The 25,512-nt window shown below is 72.4% G+C and carries 21 protein-coding genes and 1 pseudogene; 10 read left to right on the top strand and 12 right to left on the bottom strand.

Features of this window, described 5'->3' with window-relative positions; genetic code table 11:
- The 6 genes and pseudogenes from ACFY2B_RS42265 to ACFY2B_RS42240 all read right to left on the bottom strand — a co-directional run.
- A pseudogene (locus ACFY2B_RS42265) lies at positions 1-114 on the bottom strand (ABC transporter ATP-binding protein); the annotation flags it as partial.
- A 182-nt stretch (positions 115-296) separates the two neighbouring features.
- Entirely contained in the window at positions 297-1,220 is a 924-nt protein-coding gene (locus ACFY2B_RS42260; RefSeq protein WP_390768385.1) for an SAM-dependent methyltransferase, read from the bottom strand.
- Entirely contained in the window at positions 1,169-1,852 is a 684-nt protein-coding gene (locus ACFY2B_RS42255) for a cysteine hydrolase family protein (RefSeq protein WP_390768384.1), read from the bottom strand. The genes ACFY2B_RS42260 and ACFY2B_RS42255 overlap by 52 nt, the downstream gene beginning before the upstream one ends.
- Before the next feature lie 44 nt (positions 1,853-1,896).
- Positions 1,897-3,015 carry an isocitrate/isopropylmalate family dehydrogenase gene (locus ACFY2B_RS42250; RefSeq protein WP_390768383.1) on the bottom strand — a complete coding sequence of 373 codons (1,119 nt, stop codon included), beginning with the start codon at positions 3,013-3,015 and terminating at the stop codon, positions 1,897-1,899.
- Between the two features lie 19 nt (positions 3,016-3,034).
- A complete protein-coding gene (locus tag ACFY2B_RS42245; protein WP_390768382.1) occupies positions 3,035-3,574 on the bottom strand; it encodes an EF-hand domain-containing protein in 540 nt (179 codons plus the stop codon).
- A 183-nt stretch (positions 3,575-3,757) separates the two neighbouring features.
- Positions 3,758-5,110: an MFS transporter gene (locus ACFY2B_RS42240; RefSeq protein WP_390768381.1), complete on the bottom strand. Its 1,353-nt coding sequence runs from the start codon at positions 5,108-5,110 to the stop codon at positions 3,758-3,760.
- 78 nt (positions 5,111-5,188) lie between these two features.
- Here ACFY2B_RS42240 and ACFY2B_RS42235 point away from each other — a divergent pair, with 78 nt between their 5' ends.
- Both ACFY2B_RS42235 and ACFY2B_RS42230 read left to right on the top strand, forming a co-directional pair.
- Positions 5,189-6,265 carry an ArsR/SmtB family transcription factor gene (locus ACFY2B_RS42235; protein ID WP_390768380.1) on the top strand — a complete coding sequence of 359 codons (1,077 nt, stop codon included), beginning with the start codon at positions 5,189-5,191 and terminating at the stop codon, positions 6,263-6,265.
- Positions 6,262-6,768 (top strand): glutathione peroxidase, encoded by a 507-nt coding sequence (locus ACFY2B_RS42230; RefSeq protein ID WP_390768379.1) that lies wholly within the window; start codon positions 6,262-6,264, stop codon positions 6,766-6,768. The genes ACFY2B_RS42235 and ACFY2B_RS42230 overlap by 4 nt, the downstream gene beginning before the upstream one ends.
- Before the next feature lie 324 nt (positions 6,769-7,092).
- On the opposite strand, the gene ACFY2B_RS42225 is transcribed toward ACFY2B_RS42230, so the two are convergent.
- The 3 genes from ACFY2B_RS42225 to ACFY2B_RS42215 all read right to left on the bottom strand — a co-directional run bounded on the left by ACFY2B_RS42225 (position 7,093) and on the right by ACFY2B_RS42215 (position 9,377).
- Entirely contained in the window at positions 7,093-7,284 is a 192-nt protein-coding gene (locus ACFY2B_RS42225) for a DUF397 domain-containing protein (protein WP_390768378.1), read from the bottom strand.
- Positions 7,285-7,473: 189 nt separating this feature from the next.
- On the bottom strand, positions 7,474-8,331 hold the full coding sequence (locus tag ACFY2B_RS42220; protein WP_376533853.1) for a helix-turn-helix domain-containing protein: 858 nt from the start codon (positions 8,329-8,331) through the stop codon (positions 7,474-7,476).
- A 290-nt stretch (positions 8,332-8,621) separates the two neighbouring features.
- Entirely contained in the window at positions 8,622-9,377 is a 756-nt protein-coding gene (locus ACFY2B_RS42215; protein WP_390768377.1) for a GPP34 family phosphoprotein, read from the bottom strand.
- A gap of 235 nt (positions 9,378-9,612) precedes the next feature.
- On the opposite strand from ACFY2B_RS42215, the gene ACFY2B_RS42210 reads away from it, so the two are divergent.
- The 6 genes from ACFY2B_RS42210 (at position 9,613) to ACFY2B_RS42185 (ending at position 19,294) form a co-directional block, all read left to right on the top strand.
- The gene (locus ACFY2B_RS42210) at positions 9,613-12,273 is read left to right on the top strand and encodes a D-alanyl-D-alanine carboxypeptidase (protein ID WP_390768376.1); all 2,661 of its coding nucleotides are present in this window, start codon (positions 9,613-9,615) and stop codon (positions 12,271-12,273) included.
- Between the two features lie 573 nt (positions 12,274-12,846).
- A complete protein-coding gene (locus ACFY2B_RS42205; protein ID WP_390768388.1) occupies positions 12,847-14,796 on the top strand; it encodes an MFS transporter in 1,950 nt (649 codons plus the stop codon).
- A gap of 69 nt (positions 14,797-14,865) precedes the next feature.
- Positions 14,866-15,723, top strand: coding sequence for a hypothetical protein (locus ACFY2B_RS42200; protein WP_390768375.1), 858 nt, complete (start codon positions 14,866-14,868; stop codon positions 15,721-15,723).
- A gap of 223 nt (positions 15,724-15,946) precedes the next feature.
- Positions 15,947-16,480: a GNAT family N-acetyltransferase gene (locus tag ACFY2B_RS42195; protein WP_390768387.1), complete on the top strand. Its 534-nt coding sequence runs from the start codon at positions 15,947-15,949 to the stop codon at positions 16,478-16,480.
- Between the two features lie 238 nt (positions 16,481-16,718).
- Positions 16,719-17,504, top strand: coding sequence for an SDR family oxidoreductase (locus ACFY2B_RS42190; RefSeq protein WP_390768374.1), 786 nt, complete (start codon positions 16,719-16,721; stop codon positions 17,502-17,504).
- Positions 17,505-17,722: 218 nt separating this feature from the next.
- Positions 17,723-19,294: a sodium:solute symporter family protein gene (locus ACFY2B_RS42185; RefSeq protein WP_390768373.1), complete on the top strand. Its 1,572-nt coding sequence runs from the start codon at positions 17,723-17,725 to the stop codon at positions 19,292-19,294.
- A 3-nt stretch (positions 19,295-19,297) separates the two neighbouring features.
- On the opposite strand, the gene ACFY2B_RS42180 is transcribed toward ACFY2B_RS42185, so the two are convergent.
- Entirely contained in the window at positions 19,298-20,413 is a 1,116-nt protein-coding gene (locus ACFY2B_RS42180; RefSeq protein WP_390768372.1) for an ADP-ribosylglycohydrolase family protein, read from the bottom strand.
- Between the two features lie 303 nt (positions 20,414-20,716).
- On the opposite strand from ACFY2B_RS42180, the gene ACFY2B_RS42175 reads away from it, so the two are divergent.
- Positions 20,717-21,223 carry a SigE family RNA polymerase sigma factor gene (locus tag ACFY2B_RS42175; RefSeq protein ID WP_390768371.1) on the top strand — a complete coding sequence of 169 codons (507 nt, stop codon included), beginning with the start codon at positions 20,717-20,719 and terminating at the stop codon, positions 21,221-21,223.
- A gap of 75 nt (positions 21,224-21,298) precedes the next feature.
- The gene (locus tag ACFY2B_RS42170; protein WP_390768370.1) at positions 21,299-21,991 is read left to right on the top strand and encodes a hypothetical protein; all 693 of its coding nucleotides are present in this window, start codon (positions 21,299-21,301) and stop codon (positions 21,989-21,991) included.
- A gap of 228 nt (positions 21,992-22,219) precedes the next feature.
- Here ACFY2B_RS42170 and ACFY2B_RS42165 read toward each other — a convergent pair whose 3' ends face one another.
- A complete protein-coding gene (locus ACFY2B_RS42165; protein WP_390768369.1) occupies positions 22,220-22,780 on the bottom strand; it encodes a hypothetical protein in 561 nt (186 codons plus the stop codon).
- A 113-nt stretch (positions 22,781-22,893) separates the two neighbouring features.
- Positions 22,894-25,479 (bottom strand): bifunctional FO biosynthesis protein CofGH, encoded by a 2,586-nt coding sequence (locus ACFY2B_RS42160; RefSeq protein WP_390768368.1) that lies wholly within the window; start codon positions 25,477-25,479, stop codon positions 22,894-22,896.
- Positions 25,480-25,512 lie beyond the last annotated feature (33 nt).

Here is a 25,512-nt window from a genome sequence, read left to right as displayed (position 1 = left end):
CACCAGGCCATGGATCTGACCCTGCGCCACATCCAGATCGACGCCGTCGAGCGCGACGACCTCGCCGAAACGTTTCGCGATGCCGCGCGCCCGGACTGCCGGGGGTGTGTCCATGAGTCCCTTCCTTCGAAAGCCTCAGGAACCCTAGGTGGGACACACATCGTTTGGCATGGACAGCCGATTGAACGTTCGCGGAACGGATCGTCAAGGAGGGTCAAGAATCGGCAAGGTGTGTGCAGACGCGGCTTGCGACCGGCCTGATGTGGGCACACGTGTCCGGACGTCTCGGTTCGGTGTCACGGGCCGGGAGTGACCGTGGTCGCCTCCGGGCGGTGTACAGCGAAGGTCCAGCGGTTGGCGGCCAGGGCGTCGTGGGGTTCCGGGCGGGGGCCGCGACCCAGACGGTGGCTGAAGTCGAAGGGGGTACGGGTCCGCGTCTGCCAGCCGTGGCGGGTGAGGTCGGCGGCCGAATCCGGCCTCGGGTCCGGGTCGAACAGGCCGAGGAGATCGACTCCGATGCGGTCGCGGGCCGCCGTGTAGACCGGGGAGTCGCGGACCGCGGCCGTCTCGACGCCCCGTTTCACCTCGTACACGAGGGTGCTCCCGGCGGCGCTGTGGGCACTGACGGCGGCGAGGACGCGGCGTTCCGCGGCCGACGGGAGATAGAGGAACAGGCCCTCCGCCACCCAGGCCGTCGGACGGGCCGGGTCGAAACCCGCGGCGGTCAGGGCGTCCGGCCAGGTGTCCAGGCGCAGGTCCGCGGCGATCGTCACGCGAGTGGCGCGGGGTGTGGTCCCCAGGGTGTCCAACGTGCGCTGTTTGAAGGCGAGTACCGGTTCCTGGTCGATCTCGAAGACGGCGCTGCCGTGCGGCCAGGGCAGCCGGTAGGCGCGGGAGTCCAGTCCGGCGCCGAGCAGGACCACCTGCCGGATGCCCGCCTCGGCGGACTCCAGCAGGTGGTCGTCGAAGGCCCGGGTGCGCAGCCCGAAGTAGCGGCCGAGCCTGCCCCACAGCGGGTCGGCTTCCCCGTCGGGCACCTCCTCGGGGCGTATCGGCCAGCCCGCGCAGGCGGGGGCGGCGCGGACGAAGTGCCCGGCGTACTCGTCCCGCGCCAGCGCGTCCGGTCTGCCGGTCTCGACGGCCCGCGCGGCGGCCACCATGAGCGCGGTCAGTCCGACGCCTCCGTCGACGCCTGCGGTGTCCGGGACGGGAGCGGCCATGACTCCGCCTCCTCCTCTTCTTCTGGGTGTCGGGTCCATACGGCGGTGCGGTCGTACGGGGTGACGCGGGCGCCGTAGAGGCGGCGCATGAACCGCAGGATCTGTTCATCGGGGGTGTGCAGGGCGGTGGTGCAGTCGTCGAGGACCGTGATGTGGAAGCCCTTCTGGAACGCGGTGCGGGCGGTGCTGTCCACGCAGACGTCGGTGAAGAGGCCCGCGAAGGCCAGGTGCCCGGCGCCGCGGCCGACGAGGTGCCGCTCGAAGCCGTCGCAGAGGAAGGCGTCGAAGCACGCCCGCTTGGTGAACACCCGCTCGCCGGGAGCCGGTTCGAGCGGGGCGGCGAACTCGGCGCCCCAGGTGCCCTCCAGGCATTTGGGCGGCCTGTCCCGCCGGGCGTCCCGGTGCCGCCAGGCGGGCCCCTGGTGGGCGGGGTCCCCGACGAAACGGACGTGCACCACCTCGGTGCCGTGGGCCCGGGCCGCCGCCACCGCACGCGCGGTGTTGGCCACGACGGTGCGCAGCGCCGCCGGGTCGCCGGGGTACCGGGAGGCGGCGAGCGGGCCGGTGCAGAAGTCGTTCTGGACGTCGACGACGACCAGGGCCGTACCCCTGCGGGCGGTCGAAGCCGCCACCGAGTACGGGGACGGAGAGGGTGAAGGAGAAGGAGCCGGGGACGTCATGGGGTGGCCGCCGGTCGGGCGGTGGGCGCGGCTGCCCGCGCCTCCGCGCCGGGTTCCAGGGCGTCGAGGAGCGCGGTCACCACCTCCGTCGTCGTGTGGTGGCCGCCGAGGTCCGGGGTCAGGATGCCCGCCTTCCGGACACGGACCAGGGCCCGTTCCGTCGCGGCCACCGCGCCGGGGCAGTCCGCGTACCGCTCGGCGATCGCCGCGGCGGCCCGTACGGTGGCCACCGGGTTGACGAGGTCGCGTCCTGCCAGGTCGTCGGCCGAACCGTGCACCGTCTGGTACTCGACCAGCCCGTGCACCTCCGGGTGCAGATGCACGTTGCGGGTGCAGTGGTCCTCCTGGCGCCCGGCGCCGAACCGGTCGAGCAGGACGACGTGCATGATGTCCGCCCACTCGTTGCCCGCCACCAGGACCGTACGGTCGGCGGGACCGTGTGCGATCAGGTTCCGGTTGACCGTGTCCGGCTGGAAGACCCGCACGTCGATGCCGTGCCGCTCGGCGAACTCGGCCGCCCAGTCGTCCAGCGCACCGTCCAGCAGATGGAACTTGTACGCCATGACGATCCGGTCCGGCCCCTCGTCCGGCCACTCCCGGCGGGCCCGGCGCAACGCGTACTCCAGGACCTGCTCGGTGACCTCCCGGCTGAACTCCGTGACCCGCCGGACGTAACCGGGCCGGTGCTCGTTGTCACCGGTGTAGAAGCCCTGTGCCTGGTCCCGGACCAGCAGCAGCCTGGCTCCCCCGGCGTTCAGCGTGTCCACCTTCACGGCCCGCAGCCGCTGCCGCACCAGGTACAGGGTCTGGGCGTTGATCGCCGTACGGAAGATCACCGGGGTGCCCGCCGCGGCCCGCTCGCGGACGAACCGTTCGTAGTGGTCGGCGTCCCGCAGGGTCAGCCGGCGTACCTCTTCGGTGCCGCGGCTCTCCCCCTGGGCGGCGCACGGCCGCAGGGAGAGGTACGAGTGGTAGGTGCGCGGCGAGCGCACCACGGTTATGTGGCTGCCGTACGAGCGGGCGAGCCGGTCCAGGACCCGTTCGAAGACCGCCGCGATCTCCGCACCCGTACCCCGGCCGACGGCCAGCCCGACGACGTGTTCCGCGCTGCTCATGACGCTCCCGGCAGCCGGCTCAGGCCGCCGAGCCGGACCCGGTGACCAGGTGGTCCCCGGGGATGCCCGCCTTGTCCGGTGCGTAGTAGTCCCGGATCCCCTCCACCCAGGTCGGCACGGGGATGCGGTCCTCGGCCGTGGGGCCGAAGGCGTCGAAGAGGGCGTCGATGTTGCCGGGCTCGAAGCCGATCGCCGTCATCAGGGCCATGAAGTCCGGGCGTTCGATGAGCCCGTCGCCGTCCGGGTCGCCGAGGGTGGCGAGGGCCTCGGCGAACGCGGTGATCGTGGCGTCGAAGCGCTCCGGCGAGAGCACGCAGGCGGTGTACTCCTCGAAGCTGATCACGCCGTCGCCGTTGGCGTCCAACTCGGTCAGCAGCGTGAGCCAGTAGCGCTCGAAGGCGGCCCGCATGGCGTCCTTGGCCCCGTCGTCGGACCGGGGTGCCGCGGCGACGACCCGGTCGCCCATGAGCGTGAAGTCCTCGGAGTCCAGGACTCCGTTGCCGTTCGCGTCCAGCAGGGAGAAGACGAGTGCGACCCGCTGGGTGGCCTCTGCGCGCATGACGTCGTGACCTCTCTTGACACCGCGTCACGGAGCGGGCGCGGGCACCGCCGGCACCCCGCTCCGTACGGCCGGACGTCGCCCGGCCCGAGGGATGGATGTCCCCGGGCCGGAGGCGTATGCGAGCGAGCCGTCCGGTTCCCCGGAAAGGCTGAACTAACTTGCGTTTTACGGGTGTTCGGGTTAGAGGGGGCAGGAGGTGCCGGTGGGAGGGGGTGTGCCGTGGACGGCGTCGCTCCCGCGGGTGCCGCCGTCGCCACGGCCCGCCGCCGCCAGCGCCAGCGTGACCGCGAGAGATGCCGCCGCCAGCACCGTCATCGCCGTGCCGGGCGAGGTGAGCTGGGCCGCCGAACCGGCCAGCGCGGCGCCCACGCCCTGCATCGTCAGCATGCCCGCCGAGTGCAGCCCGAGGGCGTGACCGCTGAGTTCGTCCGGGGTCAGCGCCATCAGCCGCTCCTGCTGCACCAGGCTCGCGCCGAAGCCCACGGAGGCCACGGCGACGCAGACCGCGGCGAGCGGGACCGCCGGGTGCAGCGCGAACACCGTGTACGGCACCGCGAGCAGCACGAGCAGCGGAGTCGCCAGCCGGGCGCGGATCCCCTGGGGCAGCAGCCTGCCGACGGTCAGGTCGCCGACGAGCATGCCCAGCGCCGCACAGGCGAACAGGGTGCCCGCGGCGCTCGGGGCGTACGACACGTAGAGGGATTCGCAGCCGACGACCAGGCCGTTGGGCACCCACAGGCCCAGATAGGTCAGGCGGCGCGGGCGGGTGGACCACAGGACGGCGTTGGTGCGCCAGGTGGCCGCGACCGAGGGACGGCCGGCCGCCCGGGGCGGGCGCGCGGTCAGGCCCAGCCGCAGTACGAGGGCTCCGGCCAGGTACAGCGCCGTCGACAGCAGCAGCGAGGCGCGCGGGGAGAGGACGGCGACCAGGACCCCGCCGACCGCGTACCCGGTGATCTGCATGATCCCGCTCATCATGTTGAACACCGAACGCCCCAGCAGATAGCCGTCCTTGCTGAGGATCTCGTTCAGCAGGCCCCAGCGCACCCCGCCGCCGAGGGACGCGACCAGGCCGAGGAGGACCACGACGCCGAAGACCCCGGCGATCGGCAGATGGGGCAGCGCGAGGGCCGCCGTACCGGCCGCGAAGGCGACGGAGATGCCCACCAGGGCGGCCCGTGGGCGCAGCCGGTCGGAACCCGACAGGAAGAGGGTCGCGCCCAGCACCTGGGCGAGCGAGGGACCGAACATGCTCAGCGCGGACAGCAGCGGCGAGTCCGTCGCCCGGTACACGAGCGTGCCGAGGGCGAGGCCGCTGACGGTCTGCGCGGCGGTGTGCGCGGCGGTGGCGAGGAACAGCGGGGCGAACTCCGGGGTACGGAAGAGGGCCCGGAATCCCGGGCGGACGGAAGCGGCGCCGTCGGAGACCGGGTCCGTGGCGGAGACCGGGTCCGCGGCGGACACCGGGCTCGTGACGGATACCGGGTCCCCGGTGGGGTGCGTTGCGCGGGCGGGAGGTTCGGTGCTGGGCATGGACGGAGTCTTGGGGCGGGCGGCGCCCGCCGTTATTGTTTCGCCGGGGCGCGAAACGTCGTACGGGAGGAGGCCGCCGTGGGCTGGTGGCAGGTGAACGCCGACACGCTCGCCCGCAGCCGGTTCCTGCTCTCTCCGCTCGACGAGACCTTCGCGGCCCTGAAGCTGCTGCACGTGGGGGTGGGAGCGCATCCCGGTGAGACGGAGTGGCTGCGCACGCATCTGCCCGCGTACCGGGCGCGGCTGGCGGCCGACCCGGTCACCGCGCTGCTGGTGAAGGCCGGTCTGCCCCGGCCGAACCCGCTGCGCCCGCTCCCGTCGGGCGGCGGACCGTGGGCCGGCCGGGAACCCGAGGGGTGGATCGCGGACTTCCTCACTCCCCCGCCGCGCGACGGCGAGAGCTTCGAGGAGGCCGTGGCCCGGGTGCGGGCGGCCCGCCCCGAGGCGGCACGGGCGCAGCTGCGGGTGTCCCTCGGCGGCCCGGTCCCCGCCGAACTGCACCGCGACGACCTGCCCGACCGGGCGGCCACGCTCCTGGAGTACGTCTGGGCCGAGACCGTACGGCCGTACTGGGCGCGGCGCAGGCGCATCCTGGAGGCGGACGTGGTCGCGCGGACGGCGCAGATGAGCCGGGGCGGCTGGGCGGCGGCGCTGGACGCGCTCGTGCCGGGGCGCACTCGCTGGCTCGGCGAGAACCGGCTCCAGGTGAACCTGCACGAGTACCCGCCCCGGGAGATCTCCGGTGCCGAGCTGGTGTTCGTGCCGGTGACCGTGCAGACGGGGTGGGTGTCCTGGGAGGACGGGGACCGGTACGCCGTGATCTACCCGTGTGCGGGCGCGCTGGCCGACGTCCGGGACCGGTCCGTGCCCGCGAGCCTGGGCGCGCTGCTCGGCGCGGCCCGCGCCGAGGTGCTGGTGCTGCTCGGCTCCCCGATGAGCACAACCCAGCTGACGGCCGTGACCGGGCAGGCGCTCGGATCGGTCGGGCGGCATCTGAAGGTGCTGCTGGAGGCGGGTCTGGTGACGCGGCGGCGGGCCGGGCGGTCGGTGCTGTACTCGCGGACCGCGGCGGGCCAGGTCCTCGTCGAGGCCGGGGACTGCCGTGGGCCCTCGGCCACCGTTCCGGCACCTACCGGAGCTAGCATCCGGTCATGACGACCACAGAGCAGAACAACTCCGTGCTGAATGTCGAGATCGGTGCCCTCCAGGGCGGTGCCGCGGATCTGCCGCAGTACGCGGGCAGGGCCGTGCTCATCGTGAACGTGGCCTCCAAGTGCGGTCTGACTCCGCAGTACGCAGGTCTTGAGCGGCTCCAGGAGCGGTACGCCGCCCAGGGCCTCACCGTGCTCGGCGTGCCCTGCAACCAGTTCCTCGGGCAGGAGCCCGGCACCGCCGAGGAGATCGCCGAGTTCTGCTCCGCCACGTACGGGGTGACCTTCCCGATGACCGAGAAGGTCGACGTGAACGGGGCGGGGCGGCACGCGCTGTACGAGCGGCTGACCGGGTTCGCCGACGCCGAGGGGCACAGCGGGGACATCCGCTGGAACTTCGAGAAGTTCCTGATCGGGCGGGACGGCGCGGTCGTCGCCCGGTTCGCGCCGCAGACCGAGCCGGAGTCGGCGGAGGTCGTCGCGGCCATCGAGGGCCAGCTCGGCTGAGCGGCTGTCGCCCCTGCCCCTGGGGCTGGGCGCAGCGTCCTCCGTCGCCGGGCGAAAGGACCGTCCGGTGACGGAGGACGCCGTGCTGGGCGACGCCCCGCCCCCCCATCGGCGCGTGCGCCGCCCGGCCCCGGGACGGGCGCGTTCGACCTGGTCGGCGCGGTAGCGGCGGTAGCCGCCGGCCTCGTCGGCGTACGCGGGGACGAAAAGGGGCGAGCCCCCTCGGCAAGGACGGCGATCTGGTCGAGAGGGCTCTGGGTCGAGCTTGTGCAGTTATGGCTTGTGCAGTTGTCGTCGGAATCCGGCAAGGTCAGGGAAGCCTCCCTACGCCTTGACCCTTGCCACGAAGGCGTTCCACACGTCGGCGGGGAAGGCCAGGACCGGCCCCTCGGAAACCTTGGAGTCGCGTACGACGAGTCCTTCGACCGCGGGCGACTTGACCTCGACGCACGCGCCGTTCCCAGCGGAGTAGGAGGACTTCGTCCACGTCGCCGTGGCGCCCTGAAGCAGTGCCATGTTCACTCCTGTTGCGAGTTGCTCTGGTGTGATTCACGCCAACCCGGTCTTCCGATTGGCGTGATCGACGCTACTCGTCAACTCCCGTGTCCGGAGGGGCCGTTCACCCGACCGGATGGCATATTCGAGGCGAGCCTTCCGCTTATTCCTGAGGCCCGTGTACGATGCGGCGCCCGCCTGGCAAGCATCTCAACGAGCGTACGACTTCGCCACATTCCAGATGAATTGCCGGGATTGTTCCACATTCAGGGACTGTGCCCGCAGATGTTCGTACATCACCGCGTACCGCTGGACGTCGTGCGCCTTCTCCAGGTACAGGTCGCTGGTGACGCCCTCCAGGTACACCACGCTGGAGTCGGCCGCGTCCGCGAACTCCAGGATCGCGTACTGCCCGTTGAGCCCGGGATGCGCCCCGACCTCGAACGGCAGCACCTGCACGGTGACGTGGGGCAGCTGGGACATCTCGATCAGGTACTCCAGCTGCTCACGCATCACCAGGTCGGTGCCCACCCGGCGGCGCAGCGCCGCCTCGTCCAGCACCACCCACAGCCGGAGCGGGTTGTGCTCGGCGCTGATACGTTCCTGTCGCCGCATCCGCACCTGGACGCGCTTCTCGATGTCCTCGGTCGACGTCTCCGGCAGCGCCCCCTGCACCAGGGCCTCCGCGTACGCCCGGGTCTGCAACAGCCCGGTGACGAGCTGGGGTTCGTACACGCGCAGTGACTCGGCGTCGGTCTCCAGGCCGATGTACACGCTGTACGGGATGTCCCCGAACGCATGCCACCAGCCCTGCTGCCGCGAGTCCCGGGCCATCTCCATCAGCGAGTCGACGATCCGCTGGTCCTCGACCTCGTACACCCCGCACAGGTCGCGCACGTCACGCTGGCTGATGCTGCGCCGCCCGTTCTCCAGCCGGCTGATCTTCGACTGCGACACCAGCAGTCGCTCCGCCACCTCCTCCGCCGTCATGCCCTTGAGCTCGCGGAGCCTGCGCAGCTCCTGGCCCAACCGGCGTCGTCTGACGGTGGGATTGACATGGGACGCCACGGGTCGTGCACCTCCGGCTGACTGCCTGTACCTGGCACTTTGCGTATCTGCTGTTGAGCAGACTGCCACCAAGGTGCTTGCTACCGCTGGGAAACCGTGGATATACGGCGCGTACGCGTCAGTTCAACGGCGCACGACAGACGGTCGAGCGGGGCGGCGAGACAGACAGCGTCTCACCGCCCCGCTGCGACCAGCGGCTCCCGAACCGGGTCTGGGGACTGACGGTGCGGCATACGGTGACGCCGGCGCTCCGCGCGGCCGGGCGGCGCGCGGTGCCGTGGAACTGCGGCTCAGTGGAGCGCGGCACGCGCCATCGAACCGTGGTGCGGCTGCATCGGAACCCCGCGCGCGGGTTCCGCCGCCGGCCGGGCACCTGGTCCGGCCGGGCGACCGGCAGGCGGGGCACCGCGGCGCGGCTGGACCGCCACACCGTTCTGGACGTCCATCACGGCGTGCGCCACGAGGCCGCCCATCGGGTCGTGCCTGATCAGATCCCGCAGCCGGGAACGGGACGAGCGTCCCTCGTTGCCCGGATACAGGTGCTTGCCGAGGCCGACCGCGTGCGCCAGGGCGGCGAGCGCCGCGGTCCGCGGGTCCGGCGGTACGCCGGTGCGGATCGCGGAATCCAGCCGGGCACGGATCTCCCGGCTGATGGCGGTGTCCGTCGCCTGGTAGCGAGTCGTCGGCAGCACCCCGCACATCTGACCCGGTACGGCGTGCACCATGCCGCACCGCTCCAGATGCGCGAGGTAGATCTGACGGAGCCCCAGTCGGGGCCCGCCGATCCAGTGGACGGCACGCACCGGAGCGCCGCGCCTGCGCAGCAACTCCAACGCGCTGTCCAGCGTCGGATCTCCTGTCGGCCGTGGCACCACCACGGCGATACGATCCCCGTCTGGGGCTATCCGTCCGGCCAGCGCCAGCTCCACTAGCTGTGCTCCGGCCAGACCGAGATCGAGCGACTGCGGCTGTGCAGTGGTACCCGTGGTCGGGTCCAGTGCCAGCAGCAGAAGCTCCTCCGGAATAGTTCTGCGGCTCCTGCCCATCCATGCCTCCCCGCGTGGATGAATGACAGGGTGACCCCTCTCACATTGGTCTGTCGAGGGTGCGTGACCGGTTCGTAAGGGAACCGGTAGGTATGTCGTTCTCGTCTACCGCTTTGGTTTGGCCCACACACAGGACACTGGTACATGGTTCGGACAGCGGCAGGGAGGCGTGGTCCGGGCGGGATGTGCGGTCAGCAGCGGTCGGTTCGGCACCCGCACGGAGGACGTGCGGCACATGAAGGAGGCATCGGTGGCGGGCGAGTCCCCCGACAGGTCGAAGCAGCGCGAGTCGTCGGCAGAACAGACGTCGGGGAGCGGGGGTGCGGTTCCCGAGGCACGCGATCCGCGGGTCGCGGTGGCCCGTGAGTCGGAGTCACGCGGGGGCGTGGACACGGCGACCAAGGTGCTGTCGGTACGGGAGGCTCCGGCCGACGGCGAGCGCGACGGCGGGAAAGCCGGCGAGAACGAGAACAGGTCGGAGGCGGCCGACGGCGGCCCCGAGACCGACGGAACGGGCGAGGTCCGTCTGCGGGCGGCTGTGGCGGCCTGGGTGCGTCCCGGGGACTCCGCCGACGCCGCGGGCACGGAGTCCGCGGAAGGCCCCTCCAGGCCCCTTCCTGGGGCCACTGAGCCGGAAGCGGAGGGCTCCGCCCGCATCCCGGCCCCCTCCCGGCCGGCCGCCGCCCCTCAGGCGTCCACAGCGTCCGAGGAGGAGACCGAGGCCCCGGAAGCGGAGGCGGATGCCGGTCCGGAGGCGGATGCCGTTCGGGGCGCGAGCAACGAGGCCGACGCGACCGCCGACGGAGGCGAAGGCGGCGACGAGGACGCGGACCGGGACGGGGCGGACTCGGACGCGGGTCCGGACGCCGGGCGCGAGGGCGCTGCCGCCAACTCCGAGGCTGTCGCGGGCTCCGAGGCGGACTCCGGCCCCGAGGCTGGGTCGAGCCGCGCGGACGCCCCGCAGGCGCCGTCCACCGGTGACGACGAGCGTCGTACGGCCGGTGCCGGTGACGCGCGTGGCGAGGCGGACGCCGAGAACGGTGCCGAAGCCGCCGAAGCCGGCAAGGCCGCCGAGGACGATGCCGGGCCCGCCCGGGGCGGCGCCGGGCAGGACACCGGGAACGGCGCAACGGCCCCCCGGGCAGGCGCCGCTGGCGCCCAGGACGGCGAAAAGACCGCCGGGGACGGCGAAAAGACCGCCGAGGACGGTGGCAGCACCGCCGGAGACGGCGCCAAAGCCGCCGAGGACGGCGCCGAGGCCGCCAAGACTGCCGAGGCCGCCGAGGACAGCGGCAACACCCCCGGAGGCGACGGCAAGGCCGCCGGGGACGGCGGCAAGGCGTCCGCGGCCGGGAAGGACCAGCCGACCGCCGTCTTCAAGGCCGTGCGGGCGTCCGGGGAGAAGCCGCAGGTCGATCAGCCGACGACCACGCTCAAGGTCGGCGGCGCCAAGAAGCCCGCCGCCTCCGAGTCCGATTCCGAGCGCACCAGCACGTTCGTCGCGCTCAAGCCCCTCGACGACCCGGCCGCCCGCAAGCCCAGGCCGTCCCCCGCCGAGGCCACCTCCCAGGTCCCCCGGTTCGGCCCCGAGCGCACCGCCCAGCAGCCGCTCCCGCCCAAGCCCCCGCTGGACCTGCTGGCCGAGCTGACGAACACGCCGCCGCCTCCGCAGACCCCGGTCCGCACGATCATCCGCCGGGTCAAGATCTGGACCCCGCTGGTCCTGCTGCTCGCGGTCGTCTTTGCGGTCGTACAGGCGGTGCGCCCGCTGCCTTCCCCCCGGCTCGACCTCACCGCGCAGCAGACGTACACCTTCGACGGCGGCAAGGCGTCGCTCCCGTGGCCGTCCGCCGGGGAAGGCGCGCTCGATGTGCAGGGCATCGGCACGTTCGGCTCGTCCGGCACCCAGCGGCCCGTGCCGATCGCCAGCGTCGCCAAGGTCATGACCGCGTACCTGATATTGCGCGACCACCCGCTCAAGGGCAGCGGCGACGGACCGAACATCCACGTCGACCAGACGGCCGAGGACCAGGCGACCGCGGACGGCGAGTCGACGGTGCAGGTCCGCGCGGGCGACAGCATCACCGAGCGGGAGGCCCTCGAAGGCGTGTTGATCGCGTCCGCGAACAATGTGGCGCGGCTGCTCGCCCGGTGGGACGCCGGGTCGGAGAAGGCGTTCGTGGCGAAGATGAACGCCGCCGCGAAGGACCTGGGCATGACCCAGACGACGTACACCGACCCCTCGGGCCTGGAGAAGACGACGGTCAGCACGGCCGTGGACCAGGTGAAGCTGGCGAAGGCCGCGATGCAGGACCCCGCCTTCCGGGAAGTCGCCCAGATGATGGAGTACACCGACTACAAGGGCGCCACGCACAGCAACTGGAACCGTCTGGTCGGCTCCAACGGCGTCGTCGGCATCAAGACCGGCACCACCACCGCGGCCGGCGGCAACCTGGTCTTCGCGGCGACCAAGGCGGTCGGCGGCGAGACCAAGACCATCGTCGGTGCCGTGCTCGGCCAGGGGCCCGGCGGTTCGGACAACACGATCCTCAGCGGCGCCCTCGACGCGGGCGACAAGCTGATCCGGGCCGCGCAGGACGCGCTCCGGACGGCGACGATCCTGAAGAAGGGCGACGTCGTCGGGTACGTGGACGACGGGCTCGGCGGCCGTACCCCGGTCGTGAGCACCAAGGACGTCCCGGCGGTCGGCTGGGCCGGTCTCCAGGTCCGGCTCTCCTTCTCCGCCGACGCCGTGCCGCACTCCGCGAAGGCCGGCACCACGGTCGGCACCCTCACCGTGGGCGACGGTTCGAGCGGGGCGGTGAAGGTTCCGGTCGCGTTGCAGCAGGATCTGACGGAGCCCGGCTTCACGGACAAACTGACCCGTATCAGCTGATCCGCGGCGCCGGTCCGTCGGCGCACGCGGCTCGTCCCCGCCTCCGTTCTGCCCCCCGCACCCCGTCGACGGGGCCCCCACCCGGGAGCCCCGCGGCGGGGTGCGTGCTAGCGTCACGAATCGGGGCAGGTCGCCGGTCAAGGGACACGGCCGCGAACTGGCCGCCAAGCAGCCGGAAACACTGGGGAACCCGGCCGAGAACGGAAGACGGGACACGGGGAGTGCCTTCAGGTGGCCACTGCGGAGCCGACACACGCCGACGACGCCGAACCGGGCCCGGGATCCGGCCCGCGAATACGGCCGCCCTCGACTGACCCGGACGCTCCTCCTCCGCGCGGGAGCGCTCCCCCCGCCGCCTCGGACGCCCGCCCCGGCCGACGGCTCGGCCTCGCGGACGCTCACCCCGGCCACGCGGACGCTCACCCCGGCCACGCGAACGACGACTCCCGCCACGCGGACAACGACTCCCGTCATAGCGACTCCCGTCATACAGACGACGGCTCCCGCCACGCGGACGGCAGCTCCCCTCAGGCGGACGCCCGCTCCGGGCCCATAGCCGACAGCTCCCGTCCCCTGCTCGACAGCTCCGGCCCCGCGGACGCCGACTCCGGCCCCGCGGACGCCGGCTCCGGCCCCGCGGACGCCGACTCCGGCCCCGCGGACGCCGACTCCGGCCCCGCGGACGCCGGCTCCGCTCCCGAAGCAGCCGGCTCCGCTCCCGTAATCGCCGACTCCGTCCCCATAGCCGGCGGCCCCGCTCCCGCGGACGGCCGCGCGTCCCGCCGGGCGCGGCTGCTCGCCCGCGCCGAACCGCTGCGGCAGCGGCTGCTCCGGCATCCGGCGCTGTCCGTCACCGCGCTCGCCGGTGTGCTGCACGTCCTCTGGTTCTTCTCCTTCGCCAACAGCGGCGGCGACCTCGCGGCCCAGGACGCATGGGCCGAGTTCGTCGGCCGGCACCCGGACTCGGCGTACAACCTCGCCTGGTACGGCGGCATGCACCCGGTGTCGTACAGCGTGGTGTCGCCCTATCTGATGTCGGTCCTCGGCGTCCGTACGACGATGATGATCGCGGGGACCGTGTCGGCGGGCCTGCTGACCCTGGTCCTCATCCGCAGCCGGTCCGTGCGCAATCCGTTGTGGGCGTCGCTGGCCGGGGTGTTCGCGCTGATCTGCAACGCGCTGTCGGGCCGGGTGACCTTCGGTCTGGGCACGATGTTCGCCCTCGGCGCGGTCGCGGCCGTCCACTGCTGGCCCCACCGCTGGCGGCTCAAACGGTGGGCGAAGGCCCTGGTCGCGGCGCCGCTCGCGGCGCTCGCCACCATGTCGTCGCCGGTCGCGGGCCTGTTCGTGGGGCTGGTCGCGGTGGCGCTGTTCCTCCAGAGGCGACGCCCGGGGGCCTGGGCGCTGGGACTCGCCCCCGCCGCGGTGGTCGCCGTCTCGGCCTGGCTGTTCCCGTTCTCCGGCACCCAGCCGATGGGCATCGGCACCGTGATCCTGCCGCTGCTGTACGGGCTGCTCTGTGTGTTCCTGGTGCCCAGGCGGTGGAAGACGGTCCGGCTGACGGCCGGGGTGTACAGCCTGGCCGTCGTGCTGGTCTGGCTGGTCAGTTCGCAGATCGGGTCGAACATCACGCGGCTGGCGATGCTGTTCGCGGGGGTGGTCCTGATCGCGGCGCTGCCCTTCGCGATGCCGCGGTCACGCAAGTGGTACGTGATCGTCCTGTCGTTCCTGGGGTTCGTCGGCTGGGTCGGCTTCAAGTCGGTCGACGACATCGTGCACACCACTCCGGCGGCGTCGTGGGCGCGCGAGCTGGCGCCGCTGGTCCACCAGTTGCAGCAGGTCGGCGCCGAGAAGGGCCGGGTGGAGGTGGTCCCGGCCCGCTCCCACCGGGAGGCGTCCGCGCTCGCGCCGTACGTGAATCTGGCCCGCGGCTGGAACCGGCAGGCCGACATGGAGCGCAACCCCCTCTTCTACGACGACACGCTCAACTCGGCGAACTACCACGAGTGGCTCCAGCGCTGGGCCGTGCACTTCGTCGTGCTGCCCAAGGGTGAGCCGGACGGTGACGGCGGCGAGCGGGAGCGGGAGCTGGTCCAGCGCGGGATGCCGTATCTGACGCAGATCTGGGGCGACGCCAACTGGCAGCTGTTCCGGGTGACGGACCCGGCGCCGCTCGCCGAGCCCGACGCGGTCGTGGAGCGCGCGGAGCAGGGCGAGATGACCATCGACGTCCGCCGGGCGGGCCGGATCGTGATCCGCATCCCGTACTCGCCGTGGCTGAGCATCGTGGACGCCGACGGCAAGAGCCTGAAGCCGCCGCAGGAGACGGAGGCATCCAAGCATCGCGCCGCGGGCACGCCGAAGACGTACGACAACATCAACGGCTGCCTGATGGAGACGACCGAGGACGCCCAGGGCGACAAGTGGACCGAACTACTCGCTCCGCGGGCGGGGACGTACCGGCTGGCCTCGCCGTACCAGCTGCCGCGGGGCACGCCCTGCCCGGACGAGCTGAAGAAGTGACGGCGGTCCGGGCAGTCCGGCGGCACCGCACCCTTCCCAATCTGATGGTCCGTCAGCTAGACCTGGGGTATGACTGACGACGCGGTGCAAGCTGACGGGACCCGCAGTCACCTGTATGCGGAACTGGCCGCCGTCGGCCCCTACGGAGCCGATCTCGGGCACGCGCTGATCACCATGGTCGAGCCGCACCCGGGCCACGAGCACGGCTACAACCGGTGGTACGAGGACGACCACTACATCGCGGGCGCCATGGCGATGCCCTGGATGTACGCCGGGCGCCGGTGGGTGGCCACCCGCGAGCTGCAACTGCTGCGCTACCCGGAGAAGTCGGCCGTCGCGCAGCCCGTCACGGCCGGGTGCTACCTCTCCACCTACTGGATCACCGCCGGCCGCTACGCCGATCACATGCGGTGGACCGTCGGCATCAACAAGCGCCTCAACCGGGACCACCGCGTCTTCCAGGACCGTACCCATGTCTTCACGGCCTTCCAGGACCACGTGACGACCGTCTACCGCGACGGCGGCCGGGGCCCGCGGGACGTGCACGCCCTCGACCACCCCTACGCCGGGCTCGTCGCCGAGGTCGTCGAGGCCGGTTCGGCGGACGGCCGGGCGGACCTGCTCGCCTGGCTGCGCGACGACCACCTGCCGAAACGGCTGGCCGGCTCGCCCGCGGCCATGGTGACCGTCTTCGCGCCGACGCCGCTGCCGCTGGACCGGATGACCTACGTCAAACAGGTCGAGGGGGTCGGGACCCGCCTCACGCTGCTGTGGTTCCTCCAGCGCGATCCCCGCGAGGTGTGGCGGGAGCACTTCACGGACCTGGACACGGCGGTCGCCGCCGGCGGGCTGGGCCGCGTGGAGTTCGTCGCACCGTTCCTGCCGACCGTCCCGGGAACGGACCGCTACGTCGACGAACTGCGCTGAGCCGCCGCGGACCACTCCTCCGCCGCGAGCTGCCGTGAGCCGTGCGCGCGTGCGTCCCGAATATCGGGCCATCCTGGCCGCACCGCCGCACCGCCGCACGGCCGCACCTCCGCACCTCCGCACCTCCGCACCTCCGCACCTCCGCACCTCCGCACCGGCGGGCATCCGCACCTCCGCACCGGCGGGCATCCGCACCTCCGCACCGGCGGGCATCCTGGGGGCCATGGCCGATCACCTGTCGCCCGTACCGTCACCCGCGGTGCGGCTCACCCGATACACCCGTACCGAGCAGCAGGAGATCCTCGGCGACGGCGAGGATCCGTTCGGGGTCGCGCGGGCCGACCTCACCTGGCTGCCCAAGGAGGACCATGTCGGCATCAGGCTGGGCAGCCGTCTCGTGGCGCACGCCGGCCTGGTCCGGCTGCCCGTGTCGGTCGGCGGTGCGCGCGGCGAGGTCGTGGGCGTCGGCGGAGTGGCCGTCGCTCCGGACGTGCGGGGGCGCGGGCTGGCGCGCGCGGTCGTCGCGGCGGCCCTGGACCAGGCGCGGACGCTGGGGCCAGAACACGCGCTGCTTTTCTGCCGGGAGCCCCTCGTCCCCTTCTACGGGCGGCTCGGCTGGCGGGCGTTGGACCAGGACGTCCGGGTCGAGCAGCACGAGGGTCCGGTGGTGATGCCGCTGCGGACCATGGTCACACCGCTGCACGACGGAGCGGTCTGGCCGACCGGCGCGGTGCGCCTGCTCTCCTTCCCCATGTGACGGAGGTTCGGGTCTCCCCCAGGTGACGGGGGCTCGGGCTCCCTCAGGTGACGGGACTCGGGGGAGGTCCGGCGGTGCGCCGCCCGTCGGCCGTGGGCGCGGGGTCCGCGTACGGCCGCGGGATGCGCGCGCGTCCCCCTTTCCGGCGCCTCCTCTTCCGTACTCCCGCACCCGCCCCATATTCTGACGCACCGTCAGGTCCGTTCGATGTCGGGCCGGGAGAGCCAGGAGGGCCGTCATGTCACTGCTCGCGGGCAAGACCGTCGTGGTGTCGGGGGTGGGTGCCGGACTCGGACACCAGGTCGCGGCGGCCGTCGTACGGGACGGGGGCAACGCGGTGCTCGGGGCGCGCACCGAGGCGAACCTCGCCAAGAGCGCGGCGGAGATCGACCCGGCGGGCGGCCGTACGGCGTACCGGGCGACCGACATCGGCGACGAGGGGCAGTGCGAGGCGCTGGCCGGGCTGGCGCGGGAGCGGTTCGGGCGGATCGACGCCCTGGTGCAGGTGGCCGCCTGGGACTCCTACTTCGGCGGGGTGGAGGACGCGGACTTCGCGACCTGGCAGTCGGTGCTGGACGTGAACCTGCTGGGCACGCTGCGGATGACCCGGGCCTGCCTGCCGGCCCTGAAGGCGTCCGGCGGTTCGGTGGTGTTCATCGGGACGCAGTCGGCGGTGGCGGCGCCCTCCCAGGTGAAGCAGGCCGCGTACGCCGCCTCGAAGGGGGCGCTGACCAGCGCGATGTACTCGCTGGCGCGGGAACTCGGGCCGCACCGGATCCGGGTGAACACGGTGCTGCCGGGCTGGATGTGGGGGCCGCCGGTGCAGGCGTACGTGCGGTTCACCGCGGAGACCGAGGGGGTGCCGGAGGCGGAGGTGCTCGGCCGGCTGACGGAGCGGATGGCGCTGCCGGAGCTGGCGACGGACGGGGACGTGGCGGACGCGGCGGTGTTCCTGGCGTCGGACCGGGCACGCGCCATCACGGGGCAGTCGCTGCTGGTCAACGCCGGGGAGCTGATGCGCTGACCCGCATTCTCGAACCCCGCCCACAGTTCAGGTACATGAATCAAGGTCAGCAAGCCGAACATCTTTACCTGCCCTTGACCTTCCGTTGACTTGTCGTGCCCTCCTCAACACACCCACGATGAGCGGGCACTTCGCGGCCTTCCCAGTCCCCACTCCGCTCATGCGAAGTGCCGGCCAGCTGAGCGGGGTTCACAAGGCGGACCCTGGAAGGGGGGCACATGAACGGTCTCGACTGGGCCGTGCTCATCGCCTACTTCGGCGTGATGGTCGCGATCGGTGTGTGGTCGCACAAGCGCGTGGACAACGTGAGCGACTTCTTCACGGCCGGCGGCAAGATGCCCTGGTGGCTCTCCGGCATCTCGCACCACATGTCGGGCTACAGCGCCGTGATGTTCACCGGGTACGCGGGCATCGCCTACACCTACGGCGTCACCTCCTTCGTCACCTGGTCCTTCCCCATCGCCCTGGGCATCGCCATCGGTTCGAAGCTGTTCGCGCCGCGGATCAACCGGCTCCGCTCACGGCTGCACGTGGCCTCCCCGCTGGAGTACCTGAGGAACCGCTACAACCTCCCCACCCAGCAGGCGCTCGCCTGGTCCGGGATGCTGCTGAAGATCGTGGACGTGGGCGCCAAGTGGGCCGCCATCGCCACCCTGCTGTCCGTCTTCACCGGTGTCTCGCTGAACCAGGGCATCCTCATCACCGGCGCGATCACGGCCGTCTACTGCACCATCGGCGGCCTGTGGGCGGACGCGCTGACCGAACTCGGCCAGTTCGCCATCCAGTTGCTCGCCGGTGTCGCCATGTTCGTGGCGGTCGTGCTGAAGCTCGACGACAAGAACATCGGCTTCTTCGGCGCCTGGGACGAGCCCGCGCTGCACGGCCACGGCAAACCGCTGGTCGGCCCGTACGGCACGGTCTTCCTGCTCGCCTTCCTGTTCATCAAGCTCTTCGAGTACAACGGCGGCATGCTGAACCAGGCCCAGCGCTACATGGCGACGAACAACGCGCGCGAGGCGGAGCGTTCGGCGCGGCTGTCCGCGGTGCTGTGGCTGGTGTGGCCGGTCGTCCTGTTCTTCCCGATGTGGATGTCGCCGCTGCTGGTCCACGCGCAGAAGCCGGACGGCTCCGACTCCTACGCCCTGATGACCGAACAGCTCCTGCCGCACGGCCTGCTGGGCCTGGTCATCGTCGGCTTCTTCTCCCACACCATGGCGATGTGCTCCTCCGACGCCAACGCCATCGCCGCTGTGTTCACCCGGGACGTGGCACCGGTGCTGTCCGCGCGGGCGCGTGGCTGGGGCGAGCGCTCGGGCCTGATCGCGGCGCGCGTCACGACCGTCGTCTTCCTCGGCCTGTCCATGGCGGTGGCCACCCAGGTCAACTCGCCGACGTTCAAGGACATCATCACCGTCGTCATCAAATGGGTCGCCGGTCTGATGGGGCCGATCGCCATCCCGATGATGCTGGGCCTGCTGCGCACGTTCCGCAGGTCGGGCCCGACGGCCGCACTGGTCAGCTGGGCGGCCGGGCTGCTCGCCTTCTGGCTGGTCAACTACCCGATCAACTGGTCCGTCGACAGCGGTGTCCCGCTCCAGTACCAGGTCTCCGTACCGCTGGCCGTCTCCCTGGTGCTGTACATCCTCGTCGGCTACCTGAAGCCGGAGGACACCCCGGAGCGGATCGCGATCATCGAGCGGATCAACACGGACGACGACAGCGCCGCCGGCGCCCTGCCCACCCCCGCGCAGGCGGGCGACGACGCGGTGGGCGCACCCGCGAAGGACTGACCCTCACGCCCTCGGGTACCGGGCCAGCCAGCCCGGCGAGGACCCGGCGGGCCCGTGCAGCGCGGGCCCCTGGGTCATCTCCATCGCGAAGTCGTCCGCCAGTTCCAGGATCGTCCGACGGCCCTCCAACTCGGCCAGCCAGGCCGGCGGGAGGGCCGTCTCGCCGTGCAGGGCACCGAGCAGCCCGCCGGTGAGCGCGCCCGCCGCGCCGGAGGGGCCCGCCTGGTTCACCGCCAGGCACAGCCCGTGCCGTACGTCCTCCCCCACCAGCGCGCAGTACACGGCGGCGGCCAGCAGCCCGTCCGCCATGCCGTCCCCGGCCAGTTCCTCCACCCGCGCCGGGCTGGGCATCCCCTGCCGCACCGCGCCGAGGGCGTGCTGGAGGGCGTCCGAGACCGGCTCGTGGCCGGGGCGCGCGGCGAGCAGGGCGAGGGCCCGCTGGACGGCGCCGTCCAGGTCGTCACCGCGGGCCAGCGCGTGCACGATCACCGCGTACGCGCCCGCCGCCAGGTATCCCGTGGGGTGGCCGTGGGTCTGCGCCGCGCACTCCACGGCCAACTGCACCACCAGTTGCGGCTCCCAGCCGACCAGCAGCCCGAAGGGCGCCGACCTGGCCACCACCTCCGGGCCCAGCTCACCCGGGTTCTTGGGCTTCTCCAGCGTCCCCATGTGCTGGTCCCCGAAGCCGACCAGCAGCGCCCGCGACGGATCCCGCCGGGCGTACAGCCACTCCTCCCGGGCCAGCCAGCCGTCCTCCTCGCGCCGCTCGTCCGGGCCCCAGTCCCGCTGGGTGGCCATCCAGCGCAGATACGCCCGGTGCAGATCGGTCGGCGGATGCCAGGCGCCGGTGTCCCGGCGGACCTGGGCGCGGATCAGCCCGTCCACCGTGAACAGCGTCAGCTGGGTGTGGTGGGTGATCGTGCCGCGTCCGGCGCCGGCGACGGCCAGGTCGGTCAGGCCCTCCGCGCCGTACGAGGAGCGGATCTCCTCCAGCGTGAGCCCGTCGGCCGGAGAGCCCAAGGCGTCACCGAGGGCCGACCCCAGGAGGGTGCCGCGCACCCGGCTGCGGAAGTCCTGTTGTTCGGCACGGCCCCAGACCACACCGGCTGTCGTACCCACCCAGACCTCCCACGGCACCGACCGCACGCACGACGTTCAGCACTGTAATCGACCACGAACGGTCCGTTCAGGGGGCGGAACGGTATGCGGGAAGTGACAGCTATGACGGAACCCGTCCCGTTATGCCGTCCTGTTACTCGGTCAAACCGCCTTCGCCGCACGGTGAGACCTACGGCACTTCCGGCGGCGTGACCGAACCGAACCCGCTGTCAAAAAATCTCAGCAGGCGTGCAACGGGAGACCCCACCCGCCCCGTATGAGGGGTGACACCGGCAAGGGCCCCGCGAGAGAAAGTGCGTATCCGTGAAATCTGCTTCCGAGCGGGACCGCGAGTTCACCGAGTTCGTGCGGACTCGGCGCGCGGCGCTCGTGCGCGTGGCGTCGCTGCTGCTCTCGGGCGATCAGGCCAAGGCGGAGGACGTGGTACAGGTGGCGCTGACCCGCCTGTACCTGGCGTGGCCACGGGTGCGTCCCGGCACGCTGGACGCGTACGCACGGCGCTGCGTGGTGAACGCGGTGACGGACGACCGGCGGAGCCTGTTCCACCGCCGCGAGCAGGTCCGGGCGGAGCTGCCCGAGGTCGCGGCCGCGGACACCCCGTACACGGACCGGTCCGCGGTGCTGGCGTTGCTGGCGACCCTGCCGAAGCGCATGCGGGCCGCGGTCGTCCTGCGCTACATCGAGGGGCTCAGCTCCGCCGAGACGGCCGCGGCCCTGGGATGCAGTGAGGGCACCGTCCGGAGCCAGAGCGCCCGGGCCCTGGAGCGCCTGCGCGCGCATCTCCCCCAGCGCTCGGGCCACCTCGTCTGATCCACCCCCCATTCATCCACCACCTCGTTCATCCAGCACTGAGAAAAACGCGAATGGAGCACTGACGTGCAAGACGTGACCAATGTTCTGAGCACTCTGCGGAGCACCGATGACGTCCCGGCCGACGCCGAGACCGTCGCCGCCGACGTCGCCCGCGGGCACGGTGCGCTGGTCCGCCGACGCCGTCGCCGGGTCGCGGGCCTCGCCGCCGTGGCCGCGGTGGCCGCCATCGCCGTGGGCAGCGCGGGCCAGTTCGGCGGCGGCCGGTCCTCCGGGCCGAGCACGGCGGCGGCCCAGCGGACGCCGGCGACGGCCCAGCAGAAGTCGACCCCGGTTCAGCAGACGCCGCACCTGGAGTTCGCCGCGTACCACGGCCCCCAGCCGGCCGGTTTCACGGTCGACACGGTTCCGGCGGGCTGGAAGGTGGAGTCGTCGACCACGAGCGTGTTCGTGGCCGTCCCGCCCGGCACGCACACCCCCAAGCCGGTTCCCGGCGCCACCGACCTCAGCCGCGGGATCGCCGTCATGCTCCAGGGAATGTCGCGGCTGCCCGCCGACTCGCCCGTCACCAAGGTGACCGTCAAGGGCAAGGCGGGCTCGCTGGGCCTGACCGAGGACAAGGGGGCCAAGTGGCTGATCTACCCGGACTCCGCGGGCCACAACGTCCTCGTCCAGGTGCCCGTCGAACTGCGCCTCACCGACAGCCAGATCGTCCGGTTCGCGGAAGGCGTCACCGTCACCGGCGATGCGGAGGCGGCGGCGGGCTGAACCCCGGCGGGTCCGGGACGCAGGTCCCGGACCCCCCGACGGGCCGGACGCCACGGGCGCCGAACGTGGTCAGGAGTGCGCCCCGCACGGACGGCGGCCCGCTGCTCCCGCGGCCCACGGGTAGTCCGGCCACCGGTACGTCGACTGCGGATCCGCCGTGGCCGGTCCCGCAGTTCCCCGCACCCCTTCGAGGCACCGCACGACCGCACCGGACGTCGTCGTACCCGCTCAGTCGACGACGGCCACCGGCGTCTTCTCCGTCCCGAACGCCCACAGCTGGGCGCCGTCCGCCTTGTGCAGCCGGATGCCGCTGGTCTGCTTGCCGGCGGCCGGCGGCGGGGAGGACCCGTCGACGGCGTTGGAGAATGCGATCGACAGCCCCGCCTTGTTGGCGAAGTACAGAACGTGTTCGATCGCCACGCCGTCGCTGCCCTCCCTGGCGTCCACCCGGAGGGAGACCGCATAGGTGCCGAGGTCGGGGCTCACCGTCCCCGGCCACACGGCGAAGGTGCCGGTCGTCTTCCCCTTGTCGTCGACCAGCCAGATCCGTTTCTGGCCGAGCGAGTAGACGATGCGGCGGCCGGTGCCCGAGGCAGCCGGCAGTGCGGGGGGCGCCGTCCGTGTCGGTGCGGGCGCCGGGTGCGCGCTCGCCGACGCCGAGGCGCCGGGCCGGGCCGCCGCCGTGGGGTGCGCCCCCTTGTCGGCCTGCACGGCGAGGGCGGTCACGGCCACGGTCGCCCCCACCGTCAGACCGGTGACCCAGACCCACGAGGGCAGTCGGGCAGGCACGGGTACGCATCTCCTCCGCTACGGGCCCCCGTCGCTCGGGGGTCGGATCATCGTACTGTGACCGTCCCGCCCGGCCGCGCCCCGAGGGGCCCGGTCCCCGGTCGGTCCAGCGGTCAGTCCAGCACCGGCAGCAGCTCGGGCAGATGCCCGTCGGAGGCCGCCGCCGCCCGCTGCCGCTCCTCGGACACCTCCCCGTACAGCGTGGTGCGGGGCCGGGCGGGACGGCCCGCCGCCTCGGCCACCGCGACGAGGTCGCGCACCGACTTGTACGAGCCGTAGGAGGAGCCCGCCATGCGGGAGATGGTCTCCTCCATCAGCGTGCCGCCCAGGTCGTTCGCACCGGAGCGCAGCATCTCCGCCGCACCCTCTGTACCCAATTTGACCCAGCTTGTCTGGATGTTCGGGATGTGCGGGTGCAGCAGCAGCCGGGCCATCGCGGTCACCGCCCGGTTGTCCCGCACCGTGGGACCCGGCCGGGCGATGCCCGCCAGGTACACCGGCGCGTTGGTGTGGATGAACGGCAGCGTCACGAACTCCGTGAAACCGCCCGTCTCCTGCTGGATGCGGGCGAGCGTGCGCAGGTGACCGAGCCAATGGCGGGGCTGGTCGACGTGGCCGTACATCATCGTCGAACTCGACCGGATGCCCAGCTCGTGCGCGGTCGTGATCACCTCGATCCAGGTCGCCGTGGGCAGCTTGCCCTTGGTGAGCACCCAGCGCACCTCGTCGTCCAGGATCTCCGCCGCCGTGCCGGGAACGGAGTCGAGCCCGGCCTCCTTCGCGGCCAGCAGCCACTCCCGGATGGACAGGCCGGTGCGGGTGGCGCCGTTGACCACCTCCATCGGCGAGAACGCGTGCACGTGCATCCCCGGGACGCGTTCCTTCACCGCTTTCGCGATGTCGAAGTAGGCGGTGCCGGGCAGGTCGGGGTGGATGCCGCCCTGCATGCACACCTCCACCGCGCCCACGTCCCACGCCTGCTGGGCGCGGTCGGCGACCTGGTCGAGGGAGAGGGTGTAGGCGTCGGCGTCCGTACGGCGCTGGGCGAACGCGCAGAACCGGCAGCCGGTGTAGCAGACGTTGGTGAAGTTGATGTTGCGGGTGACGATGTAGGTGACGTCGTCGCCGACGGCCGCCCGGCGCACGTCGTCGGCGATCCCGGTGAGCGCGTCCAGCGCGGGGCCGTCGGCGTGCAGCAGGGCCAGCGCCTCCGCGTCGGTCAGCCGGGTCGGGTCGTCGGCCGCGGTCGCCAGCGCCGTCCGCACATCCGTGTCGATCCGCTCCGGGACCATCCCGGGAGCCGCCGCCTCCCGCAGCGCGCCCCAGTCGCCGTACACCTCGTCGAAGTCCTCGCGCCGGTCGCCGGTGCGGCCCTCGGTGTCGATGGTGCGGTGCAGGTCGGTGCGGCCGGTGGCGGTGAACGCCTCGTCGGGCTCCTGCCAGGGCAGCCCCGCCGGACGGGCCGCGGAGCGGGCGAGGCCGGTCTCCGGGTCGGCGAGCGCGGCCACGTGCGGGCGCAGCCGCGGATCGAGCCAGGGCTCGCCGCGCCGCACGAACTCCGGGTACACGCACAGCCGCTCGCGCAGTTCGAAGCCGGCCGCCGCGGACTTCGCGGCCAGTTCCTCGATCTGCGGCCAGGGCCGCTCCGGGTTGACGTGGTCGATGGTGAGCGGCGAGACCCCGCCCCAGTCGTCGATGCCGGCGCCGATCAGCCGCTCGTACTCGGCGTCGACCAGGTTCGGCGGGGCCTGGAGGCAGGCGCTCGGGCCCATGATGTGCCGGGCGACCGCGACCGTGGCGACCAGTTCGTCCAGCTCGGCGTCCGGCATGCCGCGCATCGCCGTGTCCGGCTTGGCGCGGAAGTTCTGGATGATCAGCTCCTGGATGCCGTGGTAGGCCCGGGAGACCTTCCGGAGGGCGAACAGCGACTCGGCCCGCTCCTCGTACGTCTCCCCGATCCCGATGAGGATCCCGGAGGTGAAGGGCACGGAGGAGCGTCCGGCGTCCTCCAGGACGCGCAGCCGTACGGCGGGTTCCTTGTCCGGGGAACCGTGGTGCGGGCCGCCCGGCTCGGACCACAGCCGGGTGGCCGTCGTCTCCAGCATCATGCCCATGGAGGGCGCCACGGGCTTCAGCCGCTGGAAGTCGGTCCAGCTCATGACACCCGGGTTGAGGTGCGGGAGCAGGCCGGTCTCCTCCAGGATGCGGATGGAGATCGCCCGGACGTAGGCGATGGTGTCGTCGTAGCCGTGCGCGTCGAGCCATGCGCGCGCCTCGGGCCACCGGTCCTCGGGCTTGTCGCCCAGCGTGATCAGCGCTTCCTTGCAGCCGAGCGCCGCGCCCTTGCGGGCGATGTCCAGGACCTCGTCCGGGGACATGAACATGCCGTGCCCGGCGCGGCGCAGCTTGCCGGGGACGGTGACGAAGGTGCAGTAGTGGCACTTGTCCCGGCACAGCCGGGTGAGCGGGATGAAGACGCTCTTGGAGTAGGTGATGACGCCTGGCCGGCCGGCCGCGTCGAGCCCCGCGTCCCGCACCCGGGCGGCGGACGCGGTGAGATCGTCGAGGTCCGCGCCACGCGCCTGGAGCAGCACGGCCGCCTCGGCGACGTCGAGGGCGACGCCCTCCCGGGCACGTTTGAGGGCGCGACGCATGGAGTTCTCGGTCGGGCCGGTTCCGGAGGTCGCGGAATTCGTCATTCTTTGAGCATACGTTCGGGCTGATCAGAGCGG

Origin of the sequence: Streptomyces sp. NPDC001270 (assembly GCF_042896695.1) — a bacterium.
In the GTDB taxonomy this organism is placed as follows: Bacteria; Actinomycetota; Actinomycetes; order Streptomycetales; family Streptomycetaceae; genus Streptomyces.
Note: the sequence above shows the minus strand (reverse complement) of the source record. Positions and strands in the feature narration are given on the sequence as shown.

What these genes read in the sequence shown, in the direction of transcription:
- ACFY2B_RS42260 (WP_390768385.1), bottom strand. Translation starts at nt 1,220, where the DNA reads ATGGCCGCTCCCGTCCCGGACACCGCAGGCGTCGACGGAGGCGTCGGA.
- ACFY2B_RS42250 (WP_390768383.1), bottom strand. Translation starts at nt 3,015, where the DNA reads ATGAGCAGCGCGGAACACGTCGTCGGGCTGGCCGTCGGCCGGGGTACG.
- ACFY2B_RS42245 (WP_390768382.1), bottom strand. Translation starts at nt 3,574, where the DNA reads ATGCGCGCAGAGGCCACCCAGCGGGTCGCACTCGTCTTCTCCCTGCTG.
- ACFY2B_RS42240 (WP_390768381.1), bottom strand. Translation starts at nt 5,110, where the DNA reads ATGCCCAGCACCGAACCTCCCGCCCGCGCAACGCACCCCACCGGGGAC.
- ACFY2B_RS42230 (WP_390768379.1), top strand. Translation starts at nt 6,262, where the DNA reads ATGACGACCACAGAGCAGAACAACTCCGTGCTGAATGTCGAGATCGGT.
- ACFY2B_RS42225 (WP_390768378.1), bottom strand. Translation starts at nt 7,284, where the DNA reads ATGGCACTGCTTCAGGGCGCCACGGCGACGTGGACGAAGTCCTCCTAC.
- ACFY2B_RS42215 (WP_390768377.1), bottom strand. Translation starts at nt 9,377, where the DNA reads ATGGGCAGGAGCCGCAGAACTATTCCGGAGGAGCTTCTGCTGCTGGCA.
- ACFY2B_RS42210 (WP_390768376.1), top strand. Translation starts at nt 9,613, where the DNA reads ATGAAGGAGGCATCGGTGGCGGGCGAGTCCCCCGACAGGTCGAAGCAG.
- ACFY2B_RS42200 (WP_390768375.1), top strand. Translation starts at nt 14,866, where the DNA reads ATGACTGACGACGCGGTGCAAGCTGACGGGACCCGCAGTCACCTGTAT.
- ACFY2B_RS42195 (WP_390768387.1), top strand. Translation starts at nt 15,947, where the DNA reads ATGGCCGATCACCTGTCGCCCGTACCGTCACCCGCGGTGCGGCTCACC.
- ACFY2B_RS42190 (WP_390768374.1), top strand. Translation starts at nt 16,719, where the DNA reads ATGTCACTGCTCGCGGGCAAGACCGTCGTGGTGTCGGGGGTGGGTGCC.
- ACFY2B_RS42185 (WP_390768373.1), top strand. Translation starts at nt 17,723, where the DNA reads ATGAACGGTCTCGACTGGGCCGTGCTCATCGCCTACTTCGGCGTGATG.
- ACFY2B_RS42160 (WP_390768368.1), bottom strand. Translation starts at nt 25,479, where the DNA reads ATGACGAATTCCGCGACCTCCGGAACCGGCCCGACCGAGAACTCCATG.